6 protein-coding genes are annotated in these 3709 nt (G+C 71.9%); 2 read left to right on the top strand and 4 right to left on the bottom strand.

Annotation, left to right across the window (positions count from 1 at the left end; all coding sequences use genetic code 11):
• Both PSH25_RS25875 and PSH25_RS25870 read right to left on the bottom strand, forming a co-directional pair.
• The coding region (locus tag PSH25_RS25875; RefSeq protein WP_238661531.1) for a HAMP domain-containing protein at positions 1–989 on the bottom strand (989 nt) is incomplete at its 3' end.
• A complete protein-coding gene (locus tag PSH25_RS25870; RefSeq protein ID WP_238661530.1) occupies positions 986–1681 on the bottom strand; it encodes a response regulator transcription factor in 696 nt (231 codons plus the stop codon). The genes PSH25_RS25870 and PSH25_RS25875, both read right to left, overlap by 4 nt.
• Before the next feature lie 102 nt (positions 1682–1783).
• Between PSH25_RS25870 and PSH25_RS25865 the strand changes: the two genes are divergently transcribed.
• Positions 1784–2269: a septum formation initiator gene (locus tag PSH25_RS25865; RefSeq protein WP_238661529.1), complete on the top strand. Its 486-nt coding sequence runs from the start codon at positions 1784–1786 to the stop codon at positions 2267–2269.
• A 24-nt stretch (positions 2270–2293) separates the two neighbouring features.
• Here PSH25_RS25865 and PSH25_RS25860 read toward each other — a convergent pair whose 3' ends face one another.
• On the bottom strand, positions 2294–2746 hold the full coding sequence (locus tag PSH25_RS25860; RefSeq protein WP_238661528.1) for a MarR family winged helix-turn-helix transcriptional regulator: 453 nt from the start codon (positions 2744–2746) through the stop codon (positions 2294–2296).
• A gap of 55 nt (positions 2747–2801) precedes the next feature.
• Here PSH25_RS25860 and PSH25_RS25855 point away from each other — a divergent pair, with 55 nt between their 5' ends.
• Positions 2802–3143 (top strand): hypothetical protein, encoded by a 342-nt coding sequence (locus PSH25_RS25855; RefSeq protein ID WP_238661527.1) that lies wholly within the window; start codon positions 2802–2804, stop codon positions 3141–3143.
• Between the two features lie 29 nt (positions 3144–3172).
• Here the strand turns inward: PSH25_RS25855 and PSH25_RS25850 are convergent.
• Positions 3173–3709: hypothetical protein (locus PSH25_RS25850; RefSeq protein ID WP_238661526.1), on the bottom strand; the 537-nt coding region annotated here is incomplete at its 5' end.

The raw sequence follows: 3709 nt of genomic DNA, 5'->3' as shown, positions 1-3709 counted from the left end.
GGGCAGGGTGGACATGCATGTCGGGCGTGCCCGCGGGCGTCGGGAAAGCCTGACAAACGATGACGGTCACCGTGAGCGGAGATACCGGCGGCGGAAGGAACTGGACCTTCCTCCCCAACCGCTGTCACGTGCTGCAGGCCAGCGCCCGCGGTCCGACCGCCCGGCTGCGCGACGTCGCGGCCGAGGTCGGCATGACCGAACGGGCCGCGCATGCGATCGTCGCCGACCTGGAGGCGAGGGGCTACCTGCACCGCACCCGGTTCTGGCGACGCAACGAGTACACCCTCAACCCGGCTGGCCGCGGACAGGTCGGCGACCTGCTCGCGCTCCTGCACCAGGAGCACCTGGATCCGGGTGGCGAGGTGGTTGAGCGCGCCGGCCACCTCGCGCAGTTCGGGCGGGCCGGCCGGCGTGACCCGGGCGTCCAGCTCGGCGTTGGCCAGCCGGTGTGAAACGGCCGAGAGGTCGCTGATCGGCCGGACCAGGGTGCGCGCCAGCCGGTCGGCGACCAGCAGCCCGATCAGCACGAGGATCACGCCGAGCAGCGCCAGCACCAGCCAGGCCCGGGTGACCCCGGCGGTCAGCTCGTGCCGCGGTACCGCGATCCGGATCACCCCGGTGCCGTCCGCCCGACCCTGCACGGCGATGACCACCTCCCGGCCGGCCGCCGACTCGCCGGTGAGGCTCTGTCCACGCGTGGCCAGGGCCACCGCGGGCGTACGCGGTGTCTGGGCGCCGAGCACCGTGCCGTCCGGCAGGAAGACGCTCACCGGCCGCCCGGACTCCGCGGCGAGCTGCTCCACGGTGAGCCGGATGGTCGACGCGTCGGCGGTCCCGACCACCGGCACCAGGCTCTGCGCGTCGGCGGTGGCCCGCACGGTGGCCCGGTCCTCGGCGACGGTACGGACCAGCAGCGCCAACGGCACCAGGAACGCGATGAGGGTGAGGACGCTGACCGCGGCGACCAGCAGCGCGAGACGCGCCCTCACGGCTGCGCCACCGGGGCTTCGAGGCGCACTCCGACACCGCGCACGGTGTGCAGGTAGCGAGGCTGTTGGGCGTTCTCCCCCAACTTGCGACGCAACCAGGACAGGTGCACGTCGACGGTCTTGTCGGCACCGCCGTACGGGATCTGCCACACCTCCGTGAGCAGCTCGCGTTTGGTGACCACCTGGTTGGGGCGGCCGGCGAGGTGGTGCAGCAGATCGAACTCGCGGGGAGTCAGCTCGACCGCGACGCCGTCGAGGGTCACCTGTCGGGCTCGGGGGTCGACGCGGAGTCCGCCGACGACGAGCGTCGGGTCCTGCCCGTCGGCACCGGAGGGTCCCCGCCGCAGCACCGCCCGGACGCGGGCGTCGAGCTGCGCCGAGGTGAACGGCTTGACCACGTAGTCGTCGGCGCCCGCGTCGAGCACCCGGACGATCTCGGCCTCGTCGTCGCGGGCGGTGGCCACGATGACCGGCACCGAGCTGACCGCGCGCAGCATCCGCAGCAGCTCGCGGCCGTCCAGGTCGGGCAGGCCCAGGTCGAGCACGACGAGATCGGGTCGGTCCTCCAGCGCGTCGCGGAGCCCGGCCATCGCGGTCGAGGCCGCGGCCACCGCGTGGCCGCGTTCGCGCAGGGCCCGGATCAGCGGGGTACGGATCGTCAGGTCGTCCTCGATGAGCAGCAGGCGGGCCACAGCTGGCAGGCTAACCGTTGCCGCTGGCAGTGCGGCGCACGTTAACCACGCCTTAGCGTTCGGTTGTGCCAACGACAAGGACGGATCGGGGATAGTCAGGGGATGGGCCGTCGTTCGATCCTCGTCGCCACCGGGTGGGTGGCCACCGCCGCCATGGCGACCCTGATCGGCCTGGGCGCGATCCGGTTGGTGGGCGAGAGCCTCACCGGGACCCCGGGTGGGGTGCGCAGCGAGGCCGAGATCGAGCGGGCGCTCGCCTCACCCGAGCCGGCGCCCACCAGCCCCGCAGGCACCGCCTCGGCCGCGCCGGGCACGACCAGCACCGCACCGGCCGGGTCGAGCACCGCACCGAGCGGCACCTCGGGGGCCCGCCGGGGGTTCGCCACCGACGGCGGCACGGCCGTGGCCGAGTGCGGTGTTGGCGGCGTACGCCTCGTCTCCTGGGCGCCCGCGCAGGGTTACCGGGTCCGCGACGTGGACCGGGGCCCGGACGACGACGTCGAGGTCACGTTCCAGGGGACGGCCCGGGAGTACGAGTTGAAGCTGCGCTGCATCGGCTCGGAGCCGGTTGCCGTCGCCGACGACTGACAACCGGCAGCAATCGAGGTGGGTTCACCGGCTCCGCAGGGCGTCCACCAACCTCCGGAGCGTCGCCCGAGCATTTTCGAGGTCGCTCAGGCTGAGGCCGGCTCGGTCCACCGCATCCCGGCGGTCAACGTCGGAGCGTTCCAGTAGCGCGGTGAGCGTGACCAGACCCGCTTCCGTGAGTCTCACGAGCGGCGCGCGGCGGTGATCGGGGTTGTCGTGCAGCTCCACCATCCCGGCACGGGCCAGGTCGTCGACCACTCGCTGCACGCTCTGTCGGGCGAGGCCAAGTCTGCGGGCCGCGCTCGCGACGGTGCGGGAGCCGTCGGAGAGCACGCTCAGCACGTGCCATCGCGCGGCGGTCTGTCCCTCTTCCTGGGCGAGTTGCTCGCTTGAGCGGCGAGACTCGCCTGCCAGTTCGTACACGTCTGCCATCAGCAGCCGATAGGCGTCGACCCGGTCCTGCGTCCGTTCCGTCATCGACAGCATGCTAGCGCATATTGACAGCCTATTACCGCACTGACAGCATGCTGTCATGATTCTTCGACTGTGGAGCGGATGGACCGAGCCCGCTCTCGCCGACGCCTACGAGCGGTTGTTGACGCAGGACATCGCCCCCGCGATCCTCGCCCGGGGCGTGGCCGGGCTACGCGAGCTTCGGGTGCTGCGTCGCTCCCCGCAGGAACTGGATCCCGCCGAGGGCAGCGAGTTTCTCACCGCCATGACCTTCACGGACCTCGCCGCAGTGTCGGCCTTCACCGGCGGCGATCCGTCAACCTCCGTCGTCCCGCCTGCTGCCCGTGATCTGCTCGGACGCTTCGATCAGCAGTCCCGGCACTATCTCAGCCGAGCGGTGTTCCGCGACGGTCATGGTTAGCCGCACGGCCGGCTGAGCAGGCTGCCGCGTCACTGACCCATCGGCTGCTCGCGGTCCGCGTCGCGGCCGAGGGCGACCATGCGCAGCGTCTCTTCCCGACGTCGCACGAGCAGCGCGCCGGCCAGGAAGGTCACCGGCGCGACCAGCACCAGCATCGCCCACTGCGCCGGCACCAGGGGGACGACGTGTCCCATGTGCATGGTCGAGGTGGCCCAACCGGCGAGGACGCTGTCGATCACCAGGGAGAGGGCTGCCACCGGCAGGAGCATGACGACGATTCGTCGGCGTACCTCCGGAGTGAGCGTGACCACCGCGATCACCATGGCCGACGCGGCGACCGCCAGGCCCGCGACGTAGAGCCAGAGGACCAGCTCACTGCTCGCCTCGATGTCGTAGAAGACCTGGTAGGAAACCTCGCCGACGAAGTCGAACGTGGGGCTGGTCATTCGGTTCGTCACCAGGAGCGCGACCATCGCCGTCGGCGCGAGCACCAGCGCCAGCAGTCGGCGTACGCCCAGCAGCGCGATCACCCGGCGGCGCGGCGCCGGCACGGTGAGCGCGGCGGC

The sequence above is a fragment of the Micromonospora foliorum genome, assembly GCF_022229015.1.
In the GTDB taxonomy this organism is placed as follows: Bacteria; Actinomycetota; Actinomycetes; order Mycobacteriales; family Micromonosporaceae; genus Micromonospora; species Micromonospora foliorum.
This window is presented reverse-complemented; position numbering and strand designations above follow the sequence as displayed.